This window comes from Pseudonocardia adelaidensis (assembly GCF_039543345.1).
GTDB classification, from domain to species: Bacteria; Actinomycetota; Actinomycetes; order Mycobacteriales; family Pseudonocardiaceae; genus Pseudonocardia; species Pseudonocardia adelaidensis.
On the sequence record NZ_BAABJO010000011.1, the window covers coordinates 220,976 to 244,212 of the forward strand.

Annotated in this window: 22 protein-coding genes and 1 pseudogene; 9 read left to right on the forward strand and 14 right to left on the reverse strand. The window is 73.4% G+C overall.

What is annotated here, in order from left to right:
- Positions 1-23: 23 nt before the first annotated feature.
- Together ABEA81_RS17200 and ABEA81_RS17205 are read right to left on the reverse strand one after the other, a co-directional pair.
- On the reverse strand, positions 24-446 hold the full coding sequence (locus tag ABEA81_RS17200) for a roadblock/LC7 domain-containing protein (RefSeq protein ID WP_142052004.1): 423 nt from the start codon (positions 444-446) through the stop codon (positions 24-26).
- Entirely contained in the window at positions 443-4,393 is a 3,951-nt protein-coding gene (locus ABEA81_RS17205) for a sensor histidine kinase (protein ID WP_345606121.1), read from the reverse strand. Before ABEA81_RS17205 ends, ABEA81_RS17200 begins: the two co-directional genes overlap by 4 nt.
- A gap of 443 nt (positions 4,394-4,836) precedes the next feature.
- Here ABEA81_RS17205 and ABEA81_RS17210 point away from each other — a divergent pair, with 443 nt between their 5' ends.
- The 4 genes from ABEA81_RS17210 (at position 4,837) to ABEA81_RS17225 (ending at position 8,014) form a co-directional block, all read left to right on the forward strand.
- Entirely contained in the window at positions 4,837-6,498 is a 1,662-nt protein-coding gene (locus tag ABEA81_RS17210) for a DNA repair helicase XPB (RefSeq protein ID WP_345606123.1), read from the forward strand.
- Positions 6,499-6,627: 129 nt separating this feature from the next.
- Positions 6,628-6,801 carry a hypothetical protein gene (locus tag ABEA81_RS17215; RefSeq protein WP_345606124.1) on the forward strand — a complete coding sequence of 58 codons (174 nt, stop codon included), beginning with the start codon at positions 6,628-6,630 and terminating at the stop codon, positions 6,799-6,801.
- Between the two features lie 159 nt (positions 6,802-6,960).
- A complete protein-coding gene (locus tag ABEA81_RS17220; RefSeq protein ID WP_345606125.1) occupies positions 6,961-7,560 on the forward strand; it encodes a hypothetical protein in 600 nt (199 codons plus the stop codon).
- A 151-nt stretch (positions 7,561-7,711) separates the two neighbouring features.
- Complete coding sequence (locus ABEA81_RS17225) at positions 7,712-8,014, forward strand: PspC domain-containing protein (RefSeq protein ID WP_345606126.1); 303 nt, start codon at positions 7,712-7,714, stop codon at positions 8,012-8,014.
- 7 nt (positions 8,015-8,021) lie between these two features.
- Here the strand turns inward: ABEA81_RS17225 and ABEA81_RS17230 are convergent, their stop codons facing one another.
- Entirely contained in the window at positions 8,022-9,236 is a 1,215-nt protein-coding gene (locus tag ABEA81_RS17230; RefSeq protein WP_345606127.1) for a low temperature requirement protein A, read from the reverse strand.
- Between the two features lie 96 nt (positions 9,237-9,332).
- Here ABEA81_RS17230 and ABEA81_RS17235 point away from each other — a divergent pair, with 96 nt between their 5' ends.
- The 3 genes from ABEA81_RS17235 to ABEA81_RS17245 all read left to right on the forward strand — a co-directional run bounded on the left by ABEA81_RS17235 (position 9,333) and on the right by ABEA81_RS17245 (position 11,901).
- The gene (locus ABEA81_RS17235) at positions 9,333-9,794 is read left to right on the forward strand and encodes a MarR family winged helix-turn-helix transcriptional regulator (RefSeq protein ID WP_345606128.1); all 462 of its coding nucleotides are present in this window, start codon (positions 9,333-9,335) and stop codon (positions 9,792-9,794) included.
- Between the two features lie 78 nt (positions 9,795-9,872).
- A complete protein-coding gene (locus ABEA81_RS17240; RefSeq protein ID WP_345606130.1) occupies positions 9,873-10,985 on the forward strand; it encodes an NAD(P)/FAD-dependent oxidoreductase in 1,113 nt (370 codons plus the stop codon).
- Positions 10,978-11,901 carry an LLM class flavin-dependent oxidoreductase gene (locus ABEA81_RS17245; protein WP_345606132.1) on the forward strand — a complete coding sequence of 308 codons (924 nt, stop codon included), beginning with the start codon at positions 10,978-10,980 and terminating at the stop codon, positions 11,899-11,901. The genes ABEA81_RS17240 and ABEA81_RS17245 overlap by 8 nt, the downstream gene beginning before the upstream one ends.
- Here ABEA81_RS17245 and ABEA81_RS17250 read toward each other — a convergent pair.
- The gene (locus ABEA81_RS17250; protein ID WP_345606158.1) at positions 11,876-12,289 is read right to left on the reverse strand and encodes a DUF2000 family protein; all 414 of its coding nucleotides are present in this window, start codon (positions 12,287-12,289) and stop codon (positions 11,876-11,878) included. The two genes, ABEA81_RS17245 and ABEA81_RS17250, sit on opposite strands and share 26 nt — an antisense overlap.
- A gap of 43 nt (positions 12,290-12,332) precedes the next feature.
- Here ABEA81_RS17250 and ABEA81_RS17255 point away from each other — a divergent pair, with 43 nt between their 5' ends.
- Entirely contained in the window at positions 12,333-13,115 is a 783-nt protein-coding gene (locus tag ABEA81_RS17255) for an AraC family transcriptional regulator (RefSeq protein ID WP_345606133.1), read from the forward strand.
- On the opposite strand, the gene ABEA81_RS17260 is transcribed toward ABEA81_RS17255, so the two are convergent.
- From ABEA81_RS17260 to ABEA81_RS17300, 9 genes are all read right to left on the reverse strand, one after another.
- A complete protein-coding gene (locus ABEA81_RS17260) occupies positions 13,091-14,158 on the reverse strand; it encodes a LacI family DNA-binding transcriptional regulator (protein WP_345606134.1) in 1,068 nt (355 codons plus the stop codon). The two genes, ABEA81_RS17255 and ABEA81_RS17260, sit on opposite strands and share 25 nt — an antisense overlap.
- Positions 14,159-14,306: 148 nt before the next feature.
- Complete coding sequence (locus tag ABEA81_RS17265) at positions 14,307-15,053, reverse strand: cupin domain-containing protein (RefSeq protein ID WP_345606135.1); 747 nt, start codon at positions 15,051-15,053, stop codon at positions 14,307-14,309.
- A 5-nt stretch (positions 15,054-15,058) separates the two neighbouring features.
- Positions 15,059-15,976, reverse strand: a complete 918-nt coding sequence (locus ABEA81_RS17270; protein WP_345606136.1) for a DUF6807 domain-containing protein — start codon at positions 15,974-15,976, stop codon at positions 15,059-15,061.
- Positions 15,973-17,079 (reverse strand): Gfo/Idh/MocA family protein, encoded by a 1,107-nt coding sequence (locus tag ABEA81_RS17275; RefSeq protein WP_345606137.1) that lies wholly within the window; start codon positions 17,077-17,079, stop codon positions 15,973-15,975. The genes ABEA81_RS17270 and ABEA81_RS17275 overlap by 4 nt, the downstream gene beginning before the upstream one ends.
- Positions 17,080-17,105: 26 nt before the next feature.
- Positions 17,106-17,990, reverse strand: coding sequence for an ABC transporter permease (locus ABEA81_RS17280; protein WP_345606138.1), 885 nt, complete (start codon positions 17,988-17,990; stop codon positions 17,106-17,108).
- Positions 17,987-18,889 (reverse strand): ABC transporter permease, encoded by a 903-nt coding sequence (locus ABEA81_RS17285; RefSeq protein WP_345606139.1) that lies wholly within the window; start codon positions 18,887-18,889, stop codon positions 17,987-17,989. Before ABEA81_RS17285 ends, ABEA81_RS17280 begins: the two co-directional genes overlap by 4 nt.
- Positions 18,882-19,982: an ABC transporter ATP-binding protein gene (locus ABEA81_RS17290; RefSeq protein ID WP_345606140.1), complete on the reverse strand. Its 1,101-nt coding sequence runs from the start codon at positions 19,980-19,982 to the stop codon at positions 18,882-18,884. The genes ABEA81_RS17285 and ABEA81_RS17290 overlap by 8 nt, the downstream gene beginning before the upstream one ends.
- Positions 19,969-21,183: an extracellular solute-binding protein gene (locus ABEA81_RS17295; protein WP_345606142.1), complete on the reverse strand. Its 1,215-nt coding sequence runs from the start codon at positions 21,181-21,183 to the stop codon at positions 19,969-19,971. Before ABEA81_RS17295 ends, ABEA81_RS17290 begins: the two co-directional genes overlap by 14 nt.
- A 170-nt stretch (positions 21,184-21,353) precedes the next feature.
- Complete coding sequence (locus tag ABEA81_RS17300; RefSeq protein WP_345606143.1) at positions 21,354-21,944, reverse strand: TIGR03086 family metal-binding protein; 591 nt, start codon at positions 21,942-21,944, stop codon at positions 21,354-21,356.
- 62 nt (positions 21,945-22,006) lie between these two features.
- On the opposite strand from ABEA81_RS17300, the gene ABEA81_RS17305 reads away from it, so the two are divergent.
- Entirely contained in the window at positions 22,007-22,966 is a 960-nt protein-coding gene (locus tag ABEA81_RS17305; protein WP_345606144.1) for a helix-turn-helix transcriptional regulator, read from the forward strand.
- Positions 22,967-23,064: 98 nt separating this feature from the next.
- Here the strand turns inward: ABEA81_RS17305 and groEL are convergent.
- Positions 23,065-23,237 (reverse strand): annotated as a pseudogene (gene groEL, locus ABEA81_RS17310) (chaperonin GroEL); the annotation flags it as partial.

The following is a 23,237-nucleotide window of genomic DNA, read 5'->3' on the forward strand; positions in this document are numbered from 1 at the left end:
GTGGTTGACCGGGCGGTGACCGTTCAGCGGCCGAACGTACCCTGCAGTTCGGCGCGCAGCTCGGGCGTGAGCAGCTGGCCGACCCGGTCGACCAGCAGCGTCATCTCGTATCCGATCAGGCCGATGTCACAGCTCGGTGACGCCAGCACCGCGAGGCAGGAACCGTCGCTGATCGACATCAGGAGCACGATGCCGCGGTCCATCTCGACGACCGTCTGGACCACACCGCCCGCGTCGAAGCAGCGCGCCGCGCCCTGGGTGAGGCTGACCAGACCCGACGCGACCGCGGCGAGCTGGTCGGCCCGGTCGCGCGGGAGCCGGTCGGATGCGGTGAGCAGCAGACCGTCGGCGGACACGACGATGGCGTGTGCCACGCCGGGCACCCGCTCCGCGAAGTTCGTGACCAGCCATCCGAACCGGCTCGGCTGGACCTGTGGCGCCGTCATGAGGACTCCTCGTCGTGATTACCACCCGCATTGGCGGGACCCGTACCACCGTTGTGCTGCTGAGCGCCGCGACCCCTGCTCTCGCGGCCCTGGCGAACGCCCTGCTGGTAACTCGCGAGCCTGCCGCGGATGCTTTCCGCGCTTCGCGTGGAACCCGCCGGCGCCGCCAGTACGGACGATCCTGCACTGCCGGGGACCAGTCGCGCACGTGGCCTGCGCTTGGGCAACCCGGCCGCGGTGAGCTCGTCCTCGCGCTGGGTGACCGCGCTGGCTGCTCGCCAGCCCTCGTCGGCCATGCTCGCGAACTCCTGCTCGGCCGGTGCGGGCGCCGCCTGCGGTTGGGGCTCCGGCTGCGGCTGCGGCTGCGGCGTGATCGGGATCTCAGCCGTGGGCGGCGACACCGGGGCCGGGCTGGGCCGCGGGGACGGCGCACGCCGGGGCATGCGCTGCGGTGCCGGCTGCTGCGTGGGCTGCGGCTGCGGCTGCGGCGGCGACGTCGGCTGCGGAGCCGCGGCGGCCGGTGGGGCCTGCGGCGGTGTGGCCGGGCCCGGCTTCGGCTTGGCGGTGCCGTTGCTCCGCTCGGTCTCGTAGTCGACCGGGACCGGCCGGTTCGAACGGAACCACGCCGACGCGATCTCCTCGAAGATCGGTGTGGTCTCGCCGAGGTCGAACCCGGTGGAAGGGCGGCTGCCGAGGCCGAGGCCGGTGCCGGGTTCGGAGATGACCGGCACGCTCGGCGCGAACAACGTGTCGGCATCCGACGCCGCCTGCTCCGCCCGGCCGCCCGCCGGGGCCTGCTCCGACGCGGGCGCAGCGCCTGCCGTGGAGAACGGCCGCGGGGTGGGCCGCGGGGTGGGCCGCGGAGCCGGCTGGGGAGCCTGCGCACGAGCCGCGGGCTGCGGCGCGTCCGGCTCCTGGGCTGCCTGCTCCTGGGCTGCCTGCTGGGCGGGCTCCGCAGGCGCCTGCCGGGTCTCGGGCCGCTCGGCGGCCGCCTGCTGAGGCTCCGCGGGCTCGGCATCGGGCTGCTGGGTCGCCGGGTGCTGCGTCGCCGGGTGCTGCGTCGCCGGGTGCTGCGTCGCCGGGTGCTGCGTCGCCGGGTGCTGCGTCGCCGGGTGCTGCGTCGCCTCGCCGCGGGTGCGCCGCACCGCGGGCATCGGCATGGTGGGCGGCGACACCGCTGCGGCCGCGTCGTCGGCGTGCTGCTCGCGCCCCGACGGCTGCTCCTGCTCCGGCTCCTGCTGCGCGGGCTCGGCCTGCCGGGGCGACAGCTCCGACCGGGACTCCGGCTGCCCCGTGGCCGACTGCGCCGGGCTCTGCTCGGCCGCCGCCTCCTGCGACGGGGCCTGCTCGGCCGCGGGCTTCGGCATGCCGGGCCGCCCCGGCGTGCGCCGGGGCAGGCCGGAGGCGGTGGCAGGCGGCACGATCCGCCCGTTGGAGTACGGCGCGGCCTGCGCGTCGCCCTCACCACCGGTGCCCTGCTGGTCCGGGTGCTGCTGGTCCGGGTCCTGCTGCTCGGCGCCCTTCTGGTCCTGGCCGCCCGCGAAGCCGACGGCGCGGCCGTTGCGGGCCTCGGCGCCTGGCTGCTCCGACCGCGTGCCCGCCGACTCCTCGGCCCGCGCGGCCGCGGCCCGTGCCGCGGCCTCCTGGTCGCGGCGGGCCTGCGCGGCGACCTCGCGCGCCTCCTCCTCCGCGGGGTCGACACCACGGTGTTCGGAACGGTCGCCGCCCTCGGGGGGCTCGGGCGGGCCGCCGGGGCGGAGGCTGGAGCCCGGGCGCCTGCTGGGCAGGGCGGGCGGCGGGGTGCCGGCCGGACCCGACGGCGGGGTGAACAGCTGCCCGTCGCCGCCCAGCGGCGCGTCGAAGACGTTGGTGGGGTTCGCGGTGCCGTCGGTGCCGGCGATCAGCGCAGAGAGCCCACCGCTGCGCGCAGCACCATTGACACCGCGCTGCGGCGGCACCGTGGGGCGCCCGGCACCCGTGACGAGCGGGAGGCCCGCGGTGCGGCTCACCTCGACCGGCTCGATCGACGGGATGAGGTGCGCGGGAACGGTGACGGAGGCGGTGAGGCCCGACCCGCCGCCCGCCGAGGACGTCAGCCGGACGTTGATGCCGTGCCGGGTCGCGAGGCGACCGACCACGAACAGACCCATCCGGCGCGACGCGGACACGTCGACCGACGACGGGCCGCCCAGGCGCTGGTTGGCGTCGGCCAGCTCGTGCTCGGCCATGCCGACGCCGCGGTCGGCGATCTCGACGATGATCGAGCCGTCGCCGGCGCGGGCGGTGCTCATGACCACCTGGGAGTCGGGCGGGGAGAAGTTGGTGGCGTTGTCCAGCAGCTCGGCGAGCAGGTGGACGACGTCGGACGCCGCGCGCCCGGCGACCGTGGCCGTGGGCGGGGTCTGCACGACGATCCGCTGGTAGGACTCGACCTCCGAGACCGCGGCCCGGAGCACGTCGACAACCGGCACCGGCGCGATGTTGCGCTTGGCCAGGTCGGTGCCCGCGAGGACCAGCAGGTTCTCGCTGTTGCGCCGCATACGGGTGGCGAGGTGGTCGAGCTGGAAGAGGTTCGCCAACTGGTCGGCGTCCTGCTCGTTGCTCTCCAGCTGCTCGATCAGCTGCAGCTGGCGTTCGACCAGGGCCTGGCTGCGGCGGGACAGGTTGACGAACATCGCGCTGACGCCCGCCTGCAGTGCGGCCTGCTCGGCCGCGAGGCGGACGGCCTGGCCGTGCACCGCATCGAACGCGCGGGCCACCTGGCCGACCTCGTCGCGGCCGACGAGGGGCACCGGGTCGACCGCGACGTCGGGGGTGTGCCCGGCGCGCATGCGCTCGACGGCGTCCGGGAGCCGCCGCTCGGCGACGTCGAGGGCCGAGGAACGCAGCACGCGCAGCGACCGGATCAGCGCGCGGGCGAGGAGCACGGCCACCGCGATGCCGGCCAGGAGGCCCAGCATCAGGATGACGGCGTTGACACCTGCGAGGTTGCTGGCCTGCTCCTCGCTGGCCTGGCTGGTGGACACCAGCTCGTTGCGCAGCAGGTCGGCCGAGCGGTCGACGGCGGCGCGGGAACCGTTGTACGCGGTGTCCCACTCGTACGACGGCACGGAGATCGGCTGGTCGGGCGGGGTGGCGAGGATCGTCGCCTTGAGCCGCTCGCGCTGGGCGTTGGCGGCGTCGTCGAGGAAGTTGCCGAAGCGGATCAGCTGCTGCGGCGTGAGCGACACCTGGTACTCGGCGAACTCCGACCGGAGCCGGTCGTCGGTGGCCACGACGGCGTTGGCGTCACCCGGCTGCAGCGATCCGGCGCGGATGCCCGCACCGAGGATCGTGTGCTGCACGGCGAGCTGTTCCGCCGCGCCGGTGGCGGCGGTCAGGGCGTCCGACAGCCCCGAGACCTCGGGGGTGCGGAGCTGGCGCAGCAGGGCGCGGTCGAGGACGTCGAGGCTCGCGACCACCTCGCCGTACCGGCTGAGGATCTGCGAGGCGCCGATGCCCGGGTTGTCGGTGACGTCGGCGCGCAGGTTCTGCAGCTGGCCGATCTGCCCCTTGGCCTGAGCCACGGCGGCGACGGTGGTGGGCTCGAGCCCGTCGGCGCCCTCGAGCGCCGTGAGCATCTCCTCGGCCTCGGCCTCGCTCTGGTTGAAGCCGATCTCGAGGACGCCGCGGTCGCCCGCGCGCCCGCCCGCCACGTAGAGCGTGGCCTCGTCCCGCTCCTGGCGCAGGACGCCCGCGGTGCTGGTCACCCTCTGCTGTACGTCGAGCAGCTGGGTGCTCCGGCCGAGCTCGGCCGCCGCGCCCGCCTGGTCGGAGACGCGCAGGACGCCGAGGACCAGTGCCAGCAGTGCGGGAACTATCCCGACCACCACCAGCTTGACCGTCAGCGTCCAGTTACGCGGGTTCAGCCGCTCGGACCAGGATTGCCTGGTCTCGGTGCTGGTCACGTCAACGTCCCCCTGAGGATTGCCGGCGACGATCTGCCGCACTCTGGCACGCACGCGCAACCTTTTGCGAGTGCGGGCCGGACGAGCTGCGGCCCCTGGTCGGTGGGTGGCCGGGTTCGGGCGTGATGCCCGGGTGGCAAGAGCATCGGGTCGATCCGTCGCGCCTTCTGTCGGGGGCGAACCGGTCGGGTGTTCCGGCCCGCATCGTGCGCGCTCCGATCCGACACGCGCCCTCTGGGGAAGGGCGTTGAGCACCCGGACCCGGTACGATCGCGGTGGCGCACGTGCGCTCTCGGACAGAGCCCGGGAAGTATAGCCCGAGCTCAGAGGGCCCCCATCCGCCGAGGTCCGCTATTGCGGATTCGTTCCCCCGAATGGACCTACGAATCACGCTGTGTAGCGTCCCTCAAGGCACCATTCGCCTGCAAGGAGTAGATCCGCTCATGACCGACGGGCCGCTCATCGTCCAATCCGACAAGACGCTGCTCCTCGAGGTCGACCACCCCGACGCCCCCGCCGCGCGGGCCGCGATCGCACCGTTCGCCGAGCTCGAACGCGCGCCGGAACACGTCCACACGTACCGGGTCACCCCGCTGGCGCTGTGGAACGCCCGTGCGGCGGGCCACGACGCCGAGCAGGTCGTCGACGCGCTGGTCCGGTACTCGCGCTACGCCGTGCCGCAGCCGCTGCTCGTCGACGTCGTCGACACCATGGGCCGCTACGGGCGCCTGCAGCTCACCAACTCGCCGGTCCACGGGCTGGTGATGGTCGCACTGGACCGCGCGGTGCTGGAGGAGGTGCTCCGCCAGAAGAAGATCGCGCCGCTGCTGGGCGCCCGCGTCGACGACGACACCGTCGTCGTGCACCCCTCGGAGCGCGGCCACCTCAAGCAGGCGCTGCTCAAGATCGGCTGGCCCGCCGAGGACCTCGCGGGCTACGTCGACGGTGAGGCGCACCCGATCGCGCTGGCCGAGGACGGCTGGTCGCTGCGCAGCTACCAGCGCGAGGCCGTCGAGGGCTTCTGGGCGGGCGGTTCCGGTGTCGTGGTGCTGCCATGCGGCGCGGGCAAGACGCTGGTGGGTGCCGCCGCGATGGCAGAGGCCCAGGCCACAACGCTGATCCTGGTCACCAACACGGTGGCGGGCCGGCAGTGGAAGCGCGAGCTCGTGGCGCGCACCAGCCTCACCGAGGACGAGATCGGCGAGTACTCGGGGGAGCGCAAGGAGATCCGCCCGGTCACGATCGCGACCTACCAGGTGATGACGCGCAAGAGCAAGGGCGAGTACAAGCACCTCGACCTGTTCGACTCCCGGGACTGGGGCCTGATCATCTACGACGAGGTGCACCTGCTCCCGGCGCCGGTGTTCCGGATGACGGCCGACCTGCAGTCGCGCCGCAGGCTCGGCCTCACCGCAACGCTGGTGCGCGAGGACGGTCGCGAGGGCGACGTCTTCTCCCTCATCGGCCCGAAGCGCTACGACGCGCCGTGGCGCGACATCGAGCAGCAGGGCTGGATCGCCCCGGCCGAGTGCACCGAGGTGCGGGTCACGCTCACCGACAACGAGCGGATGGGCTACGCGGTCGCGGAGCCGGAGGAACGCTACCGGGTCGCGTCCACCGCCCACACCAAGCTCGCCGTGGTGAAGGGGATCCTCGAGCGCCATCCCGGCGAGCCCGCGCTCGTCATCGGCGCCTACCTGGAGCAGCTGGAGGAGCTGGGACAGGTGCTCGACGCGCCCGTCATCCAGGGCTCCACGAAGAACCGCGAGCGGGAGGCGCTATTCGATTCGTTCCGCCGCGGCGAACTGCCGGTGCTGGTGGTGAGCAAGGTGGCCAACTTCTCCATCGACCTGCCGGAGGCGAGCGTCGCCATCCAGGTGTCCGGCACATTCGGATCGCGGCAGGAGGAGGCGCAGCGGCTCGGCAGGCTGCTGCGGCCGAAGGCCGACGGCAGGCAGGCGCATTTCTACTCGGTCGTATCGCGCGACACCCTCGACACCGACTACGCGGCGCATCGGCAGCGGTTCCTCGCGGAGCAGGGTTACGCCTACCGGATCGTCGATGCCGACGATTTGCTCGGACCCGCTGTCCCCGACGTGAGCTGAACGGGCGGACTCCGGGTTTTCGGTCACCCGTCCCGGTGTCCTCGCTGTGCAGGAGCTGGAAGCAGGTAGGACACTGGCGGCGCCCGCGACCAGGGAGCGCTCATCAGCACCATCGCTTGGATCATCGTGGTGGCGGCGGCATGGGTGGTCGTCGCCGCGGTCGTCGGCGTGCTCGTCGGCCGGATGATCCGGGAGCGCGACCGCCAGGTCCCCCCGTCCCCCGAACCGCCGACGGCGGCCGGCGCGGAGAAGGACGTCCCGAAGCACCGGGTGCCGGGCTGGGGCCGGCAGCGCCGCTCCTGACGGACCCCGGCGCACCCTCTCCACCGGGGGCTGTCGCGCGGCCCGGGTGCTGTGCCATCGTCCGCGGATGCCGTCGGGTGAGGGGCAGCGCGGGACCGGGTCATCGGCCAGGAGCACCTGCTCGCCACCCTGCGCGCCGAGCGCGACGGGCTGCTGTCGGTGCTCGACAGGGTGCTGGCGCTGCACGGCACCGCGCGGCTGATCCGCGAGGCCGCGGGCGCGGACGCGGGTTTCGTCGCCGAGGTCGAGGGCACGTCGAAGGCCGTCATCAGGTGGCTGGCGGGCAACCGCACCGACTCCCTCCAGGACCTCGCGGTGCCGATCGGGCAGGGCGTCGGCGGGCGGGTGCCGGCGCTGGCCCGGCCGGTCCGGGTCGGCGACTACGTCAGCGCCCGCAGCATCACCCACCCGTTCGACGGGCCGGTGAGCCGCGAGGACATGTCGGCGATGATCGCGGTGCCGGTCATCGGGGGATGCAGGCGGCGCTGCACGACTCGGTCGGTGATCCCCCCGGGCCGGGGCCGGAACCGGGGCCACCGCATCGATCAAGGGCAGATGGCTGCTCGGCAGCGGCGACCAAGGGCGGATGGTCGCTCCCGCAGATCATTCGGCCCCCATTTCCCCTTGATCGGCGATCCAGGTGCGCGTGCTGCACCTCGGACGACACCACGTGCACGGCCGGCCCGGGTATCACCTTCGACCGCCCCGACCGCCGCGGCGCCCCCGTCAGGCGCTCCCCCGATCGCCCTCGACCACTGAGAACCCAGGAATCAACCCATCTGACCGCGCGGGGACGCTGCTGCCCGGGCCGACCCCGAGCGAATCCGGCCCAGGCATCAGGGCCGGATCCGGGTGGGACCAGGGACGGACCCGGAGGCCGCGGCCCGGCGCGGGCGGCAGTCTCGACGGCATGGACTCGACCACCGAACAGACCACCCACATCACCGGCAACGCGGGCCCGTTCGACGCCACCGACGTGCCGCCGTCGATCGCGCCTGCCCCGGAGCCGACGGAGCGGCCGAAGTTCCGGCTGCGCCGCAGCCGCACCGACCGCATGGTCGCCGGCGTCTGCGGCGGGCTCGCCGAGAGCCTGGGTGTGGACGCGGCCGTGATCCGCATCGGCCTCGTGACGCTCACCGTGCTCGGCTTCGGGATGGGCATCGTGCTCTACGCCGCGGTCTGGGTGCTGGCCCCCGAGACCGACGAGCCGTGAGCCGGTCTCAGTGCTCGTGCGCTGCGGCGCGGATCTCCCTGCGCAGCTCGGCGTAGCGGAAGGTCTCGAACCCGATCAGCGCGCTGAGCACGACCGCGAGCACCGCGAGGGAGACCAGCGCCGGCAACGTCGACACCAGCGGGACCAGCACGGCCACCAGCACCGCGACGATCAGCCGCTCCACGTTCAGCGACCTGGTGACGTACCACTTGAAGCCGACGTGCCCCAGCAGGTACAGGGCGGCGCCGCCGTAGAGCGCGGCCAGCGGGATGCCGTAGATCGGGTCGGCGATCGTGTGGCCCTCCTCGCCGCCGACGTAGCCGAGCACCTTCTTCAGCCCGAGCGCCATGAGCACGATGCCCGCGACCATCGGCAGGTGCAGGAACGTGTAGCCACCGCGGGCGAGCCGGACCTGCCGCTCACCCTCGGCGGTGGACAGGGCCCGTTCGGTGATCAGCGCGGTGACGTCGAAGTAGGCCCACCACATCGCTCCGGCGACGACGAGCCCGAGCACGGAAGCAGTGACGATCGGCCAGGAGATCGGCAGGTGGGCCACGCCCACGCCGATCGCCACGATCGACTCGCCGAGCGCCACGATGATGATCAAGCCGTACCGCTCGGCGAAGTGCGCGACCGAGCCCATCCGCCACTTGCTGCCCGCTACGAGCGTGCCGAGGTAGTCGCCCGCGAGGGCGGCGAACCAGAGCACGATCTGTGTGGTGCCGGTGGTCTGCGACGCGATCAGCAGAAGGATCGTGCCCGCGAGCATCGACGGCAGGAAGCGCAGCACCTGCCCACGCAGCTGCGGGTCGTCCCGGCTCGCCAGCCAGAACATCGCGACGTGCACGGCGCGCACCACGAAGTAGCAGCATGCGAACACGACCGGCCCCTGCAAGCCGCCCGGCAGGTCGTCGAACGCCTCCGGGATCGTGATGGCCTGGACGAACACGGCCGCCATCGCGGCGAACAACCCGATGCGCATGGCGCCCTGCTCGGCCCGCACGAGGCTGCAGAGCCACGAGTAGCCGATCCAGCACCACCACATCACGGTGATCACCAGCAGTCCGCGCAGGACGTCGACGGCGCCGGCGTGCTCGGACATGAACTCCGTGACCTGGGTGAGCGCGAACACGAACACGAGGTCGAAGAAGAGCTCGAGCGGGGTGGCCGACTCGCGTTCGTCGACGGCATCGAGGCGCCGCCCTCGACGGGATGGGCTCATGCGGCAGATGGTGCCGCAGCGGACGCGGCGTGACCAGCGGATCACCACCCCCCGAGGGAGTAGTTCGTCCCACGAACTGATCTGTACCCTGGACGTGTGGCGAAGATCGGCGATGAGATCGGTGTCGTGGGTGCGCTGGTGCGGTCCGCGTTCCTGGTGAACGCCGTGTACGCCGAGTCGGCCCGGGAGTACGGGATCACGCCGCAGCAGGGACAGCTGCTGTGCGTGCTGATGGCCAAGCCGTACGGCATGGGCGAGCTGGGCGCCACGCTCCGCCTTGCCAAGTCGAGCCTCACCGGCCTCGTCGACCGCAGCGAGCGCAACGGCCTGGTCCGGCGCGAGCCGGACCCGCAGGACATGCGGGCGGTGCGGGTCGCGCTCACCACCGAGGGCGCCCGGCTCGCCGAGGAGTTCTACGTCGAGACGTGCCGGCGGGTCGCCGACCTCGCGGGGGACCTGAGCACCGAGGAGCGCGGCGCGCTCGCCTCGCTGCTCGGCCGCATCGTCCTGGACAACGAGGTCCCGATGGTCTTCCTCGAGCCGCCCGAATCGCGTTAGTGCCCCGCATCACACTGAAGTTCGTGGAACGAACTAATATAGTTCGTGCCACGAACTTCAACTGATGGAGCGTGGAGCATGAGTCGCACCGTCGTCGTCATCGGCGGAGGGTACGGGGGCTCGGCGGTCGCCAAGGCGCTGGACGCGGCGGCCGACGTGGTCCTCATCGATCCACGGGACGCGTTCGTCCACTCGGCGGGATCGCTGCGCGCGCTCGCGCAGCCGGACTGGGCGGGCAACATCTTCTTCCCCTACGACACGCTGCTCGCCAGGGGCACCGTGGTCCGCGACCGCGCCGTCTCGGTCGACCCGGGTGGCGTCACGCTGGCCTCGGGCAGGCGGGTGGCGGCCGAGTACCTGGTCCTCGCCACCGGCTCCAGCTACTCGTACCCGGGCAAGCCCGCCGCCGACGCGCGCAGCGACGCACTCGACGACCTCCGCCGGACCCACAAGGAGCTGGCCGACGCCCGGCACGTGCTGATCACCGGCGCCGGGCCGGTCGGCCTCGAACTGGCGGGGGAGATCAAGGATGCCTGGCCGCACAAGCAGGTGACCGTCGTCGACCCGGGGGACCAGCTGCTGCCGGGGTTCCGGGCGGACGTGCGCGCGGACCTGCACCGCCAGCTCGACGAGCTGGGCATCCGGCTGCGGCTGGGCACCCGCCTCGCCGCGCCGCCCGCCACCGAGCCCGGCCGGGTCGGGACGTTCACCGCCACCACGACCGACGGCACCGAGCTCACCGCCGACATCTGGTTCCGGGCCCACGGTGTGCGCGTCAACAGCGACTACCTCGCGGACGGCCGGCTCACGACCCGCACCGGGCGCGGACAGGTCCACGTCACCGGGACCCTCGCCGTCGAGGGGTACGACCACGTCTACGCGATCGGCGACATCACCGACGTCGCCGAGGCCAAGATGGCGCTCCACGCCACCCGGCACGCCGAGGTCGTCGCCCGGAACATCGCCGCGCAGCTGCGCGGCGACCGGCCCGGCGCCATCTACCTGCCCGCTCCCGACCCGGTGATCCTGCTCCCGCTCGGGCCGCGCGGCGGCGTCGGCCAGTTCCCCTCGCCCGACGGACCGGTTGCCGTCCCGGTGGCGACGGTCTCCGAGTACAAGGGCGCCGACCTCGGCATCGGCAGGTACGCCGAGCTGTTCGGCACCGCGGGGAAGGAGCAGGTCGATGCATGAGCACGGCGTCGTCTTCGGGTTCGGCGCCCACAGCGGCATCGCCGACGGGCGGGACCTGCTCCGGATGGCCGAGGAGGCCGACCGGGACGGCCTCGACCTCTTCTCGCTGTCCGACCACCCCTACATCGGCGAGCGCCTGGACGCCTACGCCGCCGTCGGGTTCGCGCTCGGGCGCACGCGGCGGATCGCGGGCTTCGCCAACGTCACCAACCTGCCGACCCGGCCCGCTCCGATGCTGGCGCGGACGGTCACGTCGCTGTCGGCGCTCTCCGGCGGCCGCATCGTGCTCGGCATGGGTGCCGGCGGGCTGTGGGACCGGATCGCCGACATGGGCGTGCCCCGGCTCTCGCCCGACGAGGCGGTGCGCGCCTTCGAGGAGGCGATCGTGCTGGTCAAGAAGCTCGCGGGCGGCGGCCCTCCGGTCACCTTCGAGGGGCGCCACCACCGGGTGCACCGGATCGAGCCGGCCCCGGTGACCGCTCCGCCGGTGTGGACCGGATCGGTCGGGCGCAAGTCGCTCGCCGCCACCGGACGCGTCGCCGACGGCTGGCTCCCCGGCCACGCGGCGGACTGGCTCAGCGAGCGCTACCGGTCGTCGCGACCGGTCATCGACGAGGCAGCGGCGGCGGTGGGCCGCGACCCGCGGGAGATCCGCACGATCTTCAACTTCCCCGGGCGCATCACCGACCGTCCGCTGCCGGCCACCCGCGACCGCGACGGCCGCTGGGTCGGCGGATCGGTGGCCCAGTGGGTCGAGGAGCTGACCGGCGCCGTGCTGGAGCACGACGCGGCGGGCTTCATGCTGTTCTCGCCGAGCGGCGGCACGCCGGACGCCGCCTCCCTCGCGCGCTGGGCGCGGGAGATCGTCCCGGCCGTGCGCGAGGCGGTTGTCACGGGTGCAGCGTCGCGCCCTTGAGCACCTTGTCCACGGCGTTGCGGGGCCCGTGCACGGCCATACCGACCAGCTTCAGGTCGTCGCGGGCGACCGCGCGCACGGCCGCCCGGTTCGCCTCGTCGTGGCCCGTCGAGAAGAGCTCCTCGGTGTAGACGGCGGTCGGCAGCCCGCGGCGCACAGCCCGCTCGTGCGCTGCAGCCATCACGTCCGAGTCACCGGTGAAGACGAGGACGGGCTGGCGGAACATCGGGGTGTAGAGCGTGCCGTCCGCATCGGTGTAGGGCTCGCCGAGCAGCTCGGCGTTCGCGGCGATCCCGCTGGCCAGGAAGGCGGTGACGTTCAACCGCTGCCAGACCTCGAGATCATCCCGCAGCAGCACGGCGATCTTGGTGTCGAAACGCACCTGCAGAGCGTGCCCGCGTGGAACGTCCCACGTCTTGTACGTTCTTGACGTGCCTGCCGTGCGGGCGTGGGCGCCGCGGGTGCCCGGGATCGCCGAGGTCTTCCACGCGTGGTTCACCGACCACGCGTACCCCGAGCACACCCACGACACCTGGACACTGCTCGTCGTCGACGAGGGCGCGATCCGCTACGACCTCGACCGGCACGAGCACGGCGCGTTGCGCCCCGGCGTCACGCTGCTGCCGCCGCACGTCTCCCACACCGGGCGCTCCGCCACCCCGCACGGCTTCCGCAAACGGGTGCTCTACCTGGACGCCGACGTCCTCGACCCCGCCCTCATCGGCCACGCGGTCGACGCGCCCGCCCTCGGGGACGCCCTGCTGCGCACGCGCGTGCACCAGCTGCACCGCGTCCTCGAAGCCCCGGGGAACGGCCTGGAGGCCGAGAGCAGGCTCGCCCTGATCGGCGACCGGATCCGCAGGCACCTGCGCGGGCCGGCGCCGCCACCCGCGCCCGACCGGCTGGCCGCCGACCTGCGCGACCTGCTCGACGCCCGCATGGTCGACGGGCTGGCCCTGCGCGATGCCGCCGCGCTGCTGCACACCCACCCCACCCACCTGGTGCGCTCCTTCACGCGGGCGTACGGGCTGCCGCCGCACCGCTACCTCACCGGCAGGCGGGTGGAGGCAGCGCGCCGTCGCCTGCTCGCGGGCGAGCCGCCCGCGCAGGTGGCCGCGGGCGTCGGGTTCCACGACCAGGCGCACCTGCACCGGCACTTCACCCGGCTCGTCGGGATCACGCCGGGTCGCTACGCGCGGACCGGCTCCCCCTGAACGAGCGGCGGGGTGCTCTCCCGCAGCACGACCTCGCCGCGCACCCGCCGGACGCGCGGCTGCTCGGCAGGATCCTGCACGACCATTGCCAGCGCGCCCGCGCCGAGCTCCTCCAGGGGGAGGCGCACCGTGGTGAGGGCGGGCGTGACGTCGCGCAGGGTGGCGATGTCGTCGAACCCGGCCACGGCCATCCCGGACGGCAGCGCGACCCCGCGATCGCGCAACGCGGCCATGGCGCCCACCGCCATCACGTCGTTGACGGCGAACACGCAGGTGGCGTCGGTGCCGCGGTCGAGCAGCTCGTTCATCGCCGCATAGCCGCCGTCGCGGGTGAAACCGCCGTACACGATGTCGCCGGCATCGACGCGCGCACCGGCGCGGACGGCGCCCTCGCGGAAGCCGGAGGTGCGGTCGCGCGCCGTCAGGAGCTCGGCCCGGCCCGCGAGCACCGCGAAGCGCCGGTGGCCGAGCCGGCAGAGCGCCTCGGCCAGCGCGCGGGCCCCGCCCCGGTTCTCCACCACCACCGTGTCGGCCGGGATCTTGCGCTGGCTGACGAACGCCACCCGGCCACCCGACTGCTCGAACGCGCGCACCTCGGCGGCCAGCCGGTCGATCAGGCCGCGGTCCTGCACCCGGCTCCCGACGATGATCACCGCCCGCGCCCGCTGCCCCCGCAGCGCGGCGAGGTACTCGAGCTCGCGCTCCTCGCGCCCGAACGTGCAGGCCATCGTGACCACGAGCTGCTCGTCCTCGGCCGCCCGGATGGCGCCTGCCGCGATCGAGGAGAAGTAGGGGTCGGCGACGTCGCTGAGCACGAGGCCCACGATGTTGGTGCGGCCGCGCGCCATGGCCTGTGCCTGGGCGTTGGCCGAGTAGTGCAGCGACTCCGCGGCGGCGAGCACGCGTTCGTGCAGGTCGGGACGCACCCGCCGGGTGCTGCCGTTGAGCGCTCTCGACGCCGTGGCGAGGGACACTCCCGCGGCCTTGGCCACGTCGAGCAGGGTGACGGACGCGCCGGGAGCCCGCTCGCCGCGCTCGCTCATCTCGGATCTCCCTCCCTGGGCACCCCGGGTGGGACCGCCGGACGCCACGCTCGTACCCGCACGACCCCGACGGGGTCCGCGTCGGGCGAGCGTACCCCGCCACAGCCTGGAGGAATGCGCATTCCCCCACACGGACCTGCGAGGTTCCTCATCCGAGGGCGAGCCTCGACGGATCGTAGGGCGACAGGCGCCCGCACACGCCGAGCGTGACCGGCGCGGGCTCCTCCATGCGCGCGACCGCAGCGTCCCGGAGGTGGCTGTGATCCCCCGCCTCCAGGGCGGCGATCTGCTCGCCGGTGCGGCGGCTCACCGCGGCGGCCCCCTGCTCCCAGCGCTCCCGCCAGCCCGCCAGCTGCGGCCGGACGAGCGCGGCCGCGGCGGCGAAGAACTCCTCGAGGGCGACCGGGTCACCGGCCTCGGTGCGCTCGCGCAGGAGCGTGAAGCCCTCGACGGCGAGGTCGCGGCGCGCGCGGGCGCGCTCCACGGAGCCGTTCAGGGCGACCGCGCGCTCGTACGTCGACCGGTCGGCGAGGTGCTCCGGCGGCAGCGTCAGCACGGCGTCCCCCGCCTCGGGCAGCCCGCTGTTCTGCATGAGCGCCACGACGTGCAGGTCGCCGTCGTTCACGGCGCGGTGGATCGTGCCGGGCGTGAACCAGACGACGTCGCCGGGGCGCAGCGGGGTCTCGGCGAACCCGCCCGCCCTCGGGGGATGGAAGCCTGCGGAGCCGGCGGCGCGGGTAGTCAGTGTCTGCACGCGACCGGTCCCACCGACCACGACGTAGCCCTCCGTGCAGCACAGGTGCACGTGCGGCGAGCCGCCGCAGAGCCCGTCGGCCGCCTCCCAGTCGTACACCCGCAGCGCCGTGATGCCCACGGCCCCCGGGAGCTCGGGCACGCCGGTCACAGCGCGTGCCCCGCGGCGAAGCCCTCGATGTCCTCCCGCGTCCAGATCCGGTCGGCGACGACCACCCGGTGCTCCAGCGCGAGCGAGTCGCCGTCGGCGAGCGTGATCTCCTCGTGGAACGCGGGCGAGGGGTTGATCGCCGGGAACGGGTCGTTGCGCACGAACCACGTGTTCTCGCCCCGGCTGGTGGAGCCGGCGAACACCAGCACGGTGGCGCCGCCGTCGACCTCGTCGTTCTTGCCGGTGTAGGCCAGCCACGGCGACGCGGACGTGCCCATCGTCTCCGGGCCACCGCCGCCGTCGGCCGTGATGATCTCACCCCCGGTGAAGCCGCGCGGCCCGCGCCAGAAGAACCCGGTGTAGCCGGCGTTGTCCCGGCCGTGCGTGGTGGGGCTGCCCAGCTCGAGCGCCTCGCCCCGGATGTTGGTCAGCTCGGTGGCGAAGTCGAGCATCCACGTGCCGCGGCCCGGGTCGACGCCGTGGAAGCGCAGCCTGCGGTGCTCGGACACCCATTCCTCACCGGTCGACGCCACCCAGGTGAGCCGCTCGGAGAGGGTGAGCTCGTCGCCGGTGAGATCGACGACGTCGAACGCGTCGTGCCGCATCGCGCCCACGTTGTCCTTGGGCGTGTAGCCCTGCCCGTGGACGTAGGTGTTGCCGCCCCAGAAGTTCTGGCCCGACACGTGCGACCACGTCATCTGGAGGCCCTTGTGCCAGCGGTGGTCGTGCGGCCGGTACGCGGAGACGAGTGCTCCGGACAGCGTGCGCACCGGGTGCAGGTAGGGCTTCGACGACTCGAAGGCCGGGATGTCCTCGCCGTAGACGTAGGCCGCGATCTCGACGGCGCCGACGGCGACGCCGATCCGCAGGCCGTGCTCGTGGGTGACGGTGAGCCTGCTCGTCGATGTGGTCATCGGGACGCCTCCACGGTGTCGGGCGCGTAGCGGCCGCCGCCGTCGAGCCGGTCGTAGAACGGGTTGCCGGGCGCCAGCTCCGAGCGCAGCACCGGGTGGCCGGTGATCGCCGACTGGTAGAGCCCCGTGATCAGCTCCATGCTGCGGCGCCCGTCCGCGCCGCTCGCGGGCGGGCGCTCGCGCCGGTCCATGGCGTGGAGGTAGTGCGTGAGCTGCGCGGTGTGCGAGCTGTCGACGTCGTCGGTGGGCAACCAGCCCGAGTCGGCCACGCCCGCGCGGGGCGTCCAGCGCCAGTCGGAGTTGCCGTAGCCGTAGAGGTGCGAGACCTCGACGGTGGCGTCGGTGAAGTCGAACCGCAGGTAGCTCTCCTCGCGCGGGGACAGCACGCTGTTGACGACGGAGACGAGCGCACCCGACTCGAACCGCACGGCCGCGAGCGAGACGTCCTCGGTCTCGACGCGGCGGTCGAGGGTGCCCATCATCGCGCGGACCTCCCGCCAGTCGCCGAGCAGCGACAGCATCAGGTCCATCTGGTGGATGCCGTGGCCCATCGTCGGGCCCCCGCCTTCGGTGGCCCACTTCCCGCGCCACGGCACCTCGAAGTAGGCGTGGTCGCGGTACCAGAGCGTGTGGCAGACGCCGACGAGCGGCCGCCCGAGCGTGCCCTCCTCGATCTGGCGCCGCAGCGTCATCGCCGCGGAGCCGAAGCGGTGCTGGAACACGTAGCCGACGTACGGGCCGCCGTCCCGCTCCAGCGCCGCGAGCTCGTCGTACTCGGCGAGCGAGAGCACCGGCGGCTTCTCGCACCACACCCAGGCCCCGGCCTCCAGGCAGGCCTTCACCCCGTCGCGGTGCGCGACCGGGGGTGTGCAGACGATCACCAGGTCCGGCCGGTCGGCGGCGAGCATCGCTCCGACGTCGGTGTGGTGGTCCGCGACGCCGTGTTCGGCCGCGAACGCGGTGGCGCGGTCGCCGTCGACGTCGACGACCGCCACCACCTCGACCCGGTCGCCCTGGGCGCGGATGGCGGGCACGTGGCGGTGCCCGGCGATGCCGCCCGCGCCGACGATCGCGACGCGGTAGGTGTTCGTGCCGTCTGGCATGGGACTCCTTCGCCCTCGTGGGTCGCTCAACGGTGCCGCTGGCGGATGGCCTGCGACGGGGTGACGTAGCGGAGGCTGATCGCGAGCCCCAGCACCGCCACGAGCATGTACGTCACGGCCATGGCGGCGGTCAGCGAGACGGGTACGCCGCCGGGGTCGGAGATGGCGCCGAACAGCGCGACGACGAGCGTCTGGGTCTCGGCACCGGAGACGAAGAACGTCAGCTCGAACGCGCCGAGCGTGCGCACGAGGACCAGGATCCCGGCCGCGAGCATCCCCGGCAGCAGCAGCGGCACGAGGACGTGGGTGAACAACCGCCGGTTGTTCGCCCCGAACACGCGGGCGGCCGACTCCACCTCGGGCGAGATCTGCTCGACGAACGGCACCATGATCAGCACGACGAGCGGGAGCGTCGGCACCAGGTTCACCAGCACCACCGCCGTCATCGAGCCGCCGAGGCCGAGGCGGTACATGAGGGCCGCGAGCTGCACCGCGTACGTCATCGGCGGAAGGATGATCGGCAGCAGCATCAGCAACATGATCAGCGACCGGCCGGGGAAACTGCGCCGGGCGAGCAGGTACCCCGCCGGCACGCCGGCCAGCAGGCAGACGAGCACGACCGCCACCCCGGCCTCGAACGTGTTGACCAGGGCCCGGGACATGCCGGTGGTCGTCCAGGCGCGGCCGTACCACCCGGCGGTGAACCCGTCGGGCCACCAGCCGCCGCGCCACACCGTGGCGAACGACTGGACGAGCACCGAGGCCAGGATCCCGAGCACGACGAGCACGAAGCACGCCGCGGCCACCCAGGTGATCACGGCGGTGAACGTCGGGCGCTCACGGCGGGTGCGGGCCGGCGGCCGGGCCGGCACGGGCGTGTTCTGCTCGAGCAGGACGTCGGTGGCGGTCATCCCTTGCCTCCCGCCGACGGTCCGCGGTAGAGCCGGTTGCGCAGGAGCAGCAGCACGCCGAGGATCAGCAGCTCGAGCGCAGTCATGACCATCGCGATGGCCGCGGCGGCCGGGTAGTCCGAGCGCTGCGAAGCGGCCTGGTAGATCGGCAGCGTCAGCACGTGCGTGGCGTTGTCCGGCTGACCCACGAGGATTGCTGACGGGAACACGGCGAACGCCTCCACCAGGCAGAGCGTGAACGCGGTGAGGAGCCCCGGCATCGCCAGCGGCACGACCACCCGCCAGAACCGCGCCGCGCGCCCGGCGCCAAGGGTGGCGGCGGCGTCCTCGACGGAGCGGTCGATCCCGCCGAAGAAGCCCATGAGCATCACGAACGCGAACGGGACGCTCACGATCACCGTGGCGATGAACGTGCCCGTGAAGTTGTAGATGAACTGCTGCTGCGGCACGGCGAGCGACTGCAGCAGCAGGTTGATCCAGCCGTTGGCCGAGAAGACCAGCGCCATGCCCTGCGCGATGAGCACCGAGCCGAATGTGAGGGGCAGCAGCACCACGAGCGTCACGACCCGGCGGCCGGGGAAGTCGCGGCGCATGCGGAACGCCAGCGGCGCGGCGGCCGCCACCGACAGCAGCGCCACCGGCACGGCGAGCCGCAGCGTCTTCCAGATGGAGTCGCGCTGGTAGGAGTCGCCGAAGAAGTCCGTGTAGTTGGCGAGCGGGTCGCCACCCCCCAGAGGCTGGAAGGAGATCGACAGCCCGTAGAGGAACGGGTAGACGAACAGCCCGCCGATGATCGCGACGGCCGGCAGCATCAGCAGCACCGTCCAGTCGACGCCCTGCTCGGCGAGCCGGTGACGCAACGGCTGGGGCGGACGGCTCGGGGCGGCGCGATCAGCCATGAGCGTCATCGCCGACACCCGGCTCGGTCGGGAAGAGGAGCACCCGATCCTCCGGCACCGCCAGCGTGAGCCGGGCCCCGGCCGCCACCGGCTTCTCGGTGCGGAAGTGCAGGATCACGCCCTGCTCGGTGCGTGCGCGGACGGCCAGCTCGCGGCCGTGGTACTCGACGACCTCGGCGAGCGCCGCCACCTCGTTCACGCCGGCCCCGCCGACCACGAAGTCCTCCGGCCGCACGCCCACGACGACGTCCTCGCCGACCTTCGGCTGGACGGCCGCGGTGCCGCGCAACCGCAGGCCCCCGACGGCCACGACGACCCGGCCGTCGCCGTCCACCTGGTCGACCCGGGCGGCGATCATGTTGCGGTAGCCCATGAAGCGCGCGACGTAGGCGCTCGCGGGCTGGCTGTACACCTCCGCGGGCGTGCCGGTCTGCTCCAGTCGGCCTGCCCGCAGCACGACGAGCCGGCTGGCCAGCGAGAGCGCCTCCTCCTGGTCGTGGGTGACGTAGAGGACCGACAGCTCCTTCTCCTGGTAGAGCCGCTTGATCTCGGTGCGCATCTCGATCCGCAGCGCGGCGTCCAGGTTCGACAGCGGCTCGTCCATCAGCACGACCTGCGGGTCGATGGCGAGCGCGCGGGCGATCGCCACCCGCTGCTGCTGGCCGCCGGACAGCTGCGAGGGCAGCTTCCCCGCGTGCTCGCCGAGCTGGACGAGGTCGAGCGCGGCGGCCGCCCGGCTGCGGCGCTCGCCGCGCGCCACCTTGCGCATGGCGAGCCCGAACTCGACGTTGCGCTGCACGGACAGGTGCGGGAACAGGGCGTAGCTCTGGAACACCATGCCGAAGCCGCGCTTCTCGGCGGGCAGCGAGTCGATGCGCTTCCCGTCCTGCCAGATCGAGCCGGTGGTGAGCGGCTGCAGCCCGGCGAGGCAGCCCAGCGCCGTCGACTTCCCGCAACCGGACGGCCCGAGCAGCGCCACGAACTCGCCGCGGGTGAGCTCGAGGTCCAGGTCGATCAGCGCCGGGGTGCGGCCGTACCAGCGCGAGACCTGCCGCATCTCGAGCGCGCCGAACCCCCGGTCAGCTCCCGACACGGCTGCCGACCTCCCGCTGCCAGATCTCGAACGCCTTGACCTGGTTCTCCGGGGTCAGCGGGGTGTGGAAAGCGCCGGTCCCGAGCGCCTGGGGGTAGAAGTCCGGCCGGCCCCACTGCTGCAGCATCGCCCGGCCGTCGGCCGGTGCCCGCTCGGGCGTGGCCTCCTTGTTGGCCGTCGTGAGCGCACCGGTGGCGTAGGTCATCGCCTGCTGCTCCGGCTGCAGCGTCCACTTGATCAGCTCGAGCGCGACGTACAGCGTCTCCGGGCTGACACCCTTCGGCACCATCATGTAGTGCGCGTCGCTGACCCACTGCTGGTCGGCGAACAGCGACACCTGCGTGTCGGGGGCCCAGGTCCCGTCCTTGCGGTTGTTGATGTCCATGCTGACGATCGTCGGGATGAGCTGCAGCTGGCCGGAGCCGAACTGCTGGTTCATGATCGTCGAGCTCGGCGGGTAGGACGACACGTACCGGCCGAGCTCCTGCAGGTACGCCCAGGTCTTCGCCCACCCGTTCTCCGGGTCGGACGGGTTGCCGTCCCCCAGCATGTAGGGCAGCGACATCAGCAGCGTGCGGCCGGGGCCCGAGTTCGGCGGCTGCGCGTAAGTGAACTGGCCCGGGTGCTCGCGGGCCCACGCGAGCAGATCCTCGGGCGTCGACGGCGCTTCGGCGAGCTGGCCGGGCCGGTGGGCGAGCAGCGGGCCGGCCGGGCCGTAGCGGTTGACGACGCCGACGCCGTTCGCCATCTCCTGCATCGCCGCGATGTCCTCGTCCTGCACCTGCGCGAGGTCGGGGAGGTCGGCGGCGTGGTCGGGCAGGAGCGGGAGCATGAGGTTCTCGGTCTGGGCGGCGCCGAGGACGTCCGTGCCGCCGATGACCACGCCGATGTCGACCGCGCCGGCGATCTGCTGCGCCCTCACCTTGCCGGCGACGTCCGGGGCGGGCGCACTCTGGTAGTTGATGCTCGACACGAGCTCGGGGTGAGCGGCGGCGAACCCGTCGTAGATCGCCCGCTGCACCGTGACGTTGCCGGCCCCGTCGAGCACGGTGAGGGTGATGGGGCTGCTCGGTCGGGCCGGCGTGATCGCCTCGGCCTGCGTGTTCTGGGCGCCTGGCGCGCCACAGGCCGTGAGCGCCAGCACGGCCGCGGCGGCCGCTCCGAGGCCGAGCCTGCCGCGTCCCGGTCCACGTCTGCTCACCTTGTACCTCCGTGTACGAGGGCGCAGCGCGCGCAGTGCGGGCATGCGCTTTCCGCTTCGTGGTAACCGGTTTCCAGCCTCCATCTCGTCGCCGGGAGGAGTCAAGGGAGACGGCCGGACCCGCGACAGATGACGGACGCCGTCACGGCGGGCCCGGCCATCACCCGTCGTCACCCCCAGGCGCGACCGCACCAGTTGGCGAGACGCTCGGTCGGTCCGGCCCCCTCGCGCGCCGGCACGGGAGCCGCGAAGGGCACGTGCCCACCGCGCGGTTCCGCCGGCAGGAACCGCGCCATCACCGCGAGGACGGGAGTGGCGATGGCGGGGTCGGCCTCGGCGTCCTGGCCCGTGGCGACCGCGAGGTCCCAGCCGTGCACGAGCGTCTCGGACGTGTAGGCGATCAGCGCGGCCCGGCCGGGCACCTCGCCGAACGGCGCGCGGACCGGGCGGTCGAGCCGGTCGGAACCGTCGCGCCAGACGGCCCACATGGCGTCGATCGCCGCCGCGTACGCGCTCCCCCAGTCGTCGCCGGGAGCCTGCGGCACGCTCCACGGCACGGCTGCGGCGTCCTCGCCCCGCCCGACCGCGGCGGCGCGGTGCACGGTGGCGACGAGGTGGGCGAGCAGCGCCCGCACGTCCAGCTCGGAGCAGGGGGTGGGCAGGGTGAGCTGGTCGGGCCGGACGCCGCGCACCCGGCCGAGTGCCCAGGAGAGCGCGCCGTCGTAGAGGGGCCGGGGATCGGTGGTCTCGGTTGTCGTCATGCCGGCAAGCCTGCCGCCCATACACGACATCAACTGTCGTGTATCTCTGGCATCCTCCGGATGTGCGCGCCGACCGCCTCCTGTCGCTCGTGTTGCTGCTGCAACACCGTGGACGGATGTCCGCCACGGAGCTGGCCCGCGAGCTCGAGGTCTCCCCGCGCACCGTGCTGCGCGACATCGAGGCGCTCTCCACGGCGGGCGTGCCGGTGTACGCCGAGCGCGGCCGGCACGGCGGCTTCGCGCTCCTGCCCGGCTACACGACCGACCTCACCGGGCTCACCTCGGAGGAGGCGCTCGCCCTCGTCGTCGCCGGTTCCCGCGCCAAGGCGTCGGCCCCGGGGATGGCTCCGGCGCTCGCGTCCGCGATGCGCAAGGTCGTGGCGGCGTTGCCGGAGCGGCACCGCGACAGCACCACGGAGGCCGCGGGCCGCATCCTGGTGCGCCCCGACGGCATGATCCAGCGCCCCGCCGAGGCCCCGGACGAGTGCGCGCTGCTCGGCGTCGTGCGGCGGGCCGTCTTCGCCGGGCGCAGGCTGCGCATCCGGTACGCCGCGGGCGACGGGGAGCCGGGGTGGCGCACGGTCGATCCGGTCGGCCTCGTGAGCGCGCGGGGCCAGTGGTACCTGCTCGCCACCCGCGATGGCGCCGACCGGACCTATCGCGTCTCGCGGATGCGGGAGGTCGAGGAGCTGGCCGAGCCGGCCGACCGCCCACCGGGCCTCGACCTGGAACGGGTCTGGGAGGAGCGGCGCGCCCGCTTCTCGGCGGGCTTCCCGGACCTCACCGCCGTGGTCCGGGTGCGGGACACCGCGCGCGCGAGGTTGGTGGCCCGCGCCCGCCAGGTGCACACCGAACGCCCCGACGGGCCCGGATGGCTGCGGCTCGAGATCGACTTCGGTGGCCTCGACCACGCGCTGGCCTTGATCTGGGCGCTGGGCCCCGACGCCGAGGTGGTGGGCCCGCAGCCGCTGCGCGCCGCCGTGGCCGAGCGGGCCGCGGCCACCGCCGCCCGGTACGGCTGACCACCTCCGGGAGCACTCCCAGGAGACGCCGCAGGGGCGGCACCCGGTGCGGGTGCCGCCCCTGCGGGACGTGCGGTACTGCTGCGAGTGGCCGGGACTCAGAAGTCCATGCCGCCCATGCCGCCGGACGGGTCGCCCGCCGGGGCCGGGTTCTTCTCCGGCTTGTCGGCGATGACCGCCTCGGTGGTCAGGAACAGCGCCGCGATCGAGGCCGCGTTCTGCAGCGCCGACCGGGTGACCTTGGCCGGGTCGATGATGCCGGCCGCGACCA